General features: G+C 63.8%; 1 protein-coding gene. It reads left to right on the forward strand.

Features of this window, described 5'->3' with window-relative positions; translation table 11 throughout:
• On the forward strand, positions 1 to 312 hold a 312-nt coding region (locus tag AB9K34_RS05840), incomplete at both ends, for a transposase (protein ID WP_369953490.1).

The following is a 312-nucleotide window of genomic DNA, read 5'->3' on the forward strand; positions in this document are numbered from 1 at the left end:
AAAGGGGGACTCCGCGACAGGGTTTCGGCCGTTCAAGGGGTGGCTTCACGACCAAGATCCACCTCCGCGTTAACGGCGTCGGCCTGCCCATGAGGTCGGAGATCACGCCGGGGCAGACATCGGACTACCGGGGCTTCGATCTGGTCATGGCCGATAACCTGCCCGAGCCGTCCGTCCTGCTCGCAGATCGCGGCTATGACTCAGACAACGGTCGCAAAACCATGGAGGCGCGCAACGTCGTGCCTGTCATCCCCATGCGAAAGACCCGCAAACTGCGCGTGGCCGTCGATCGCACCATCTACCGGCTGCGCA

The organism is Sedimentitalea sp. XS_ASV28, from assembly GCF_041224545.1.
GTDB lineage: Bacteria > Pseudomonadota > Alphaproteobacteria > Rhodobacterales > Rhodobacteraceae > Sedimentitalea.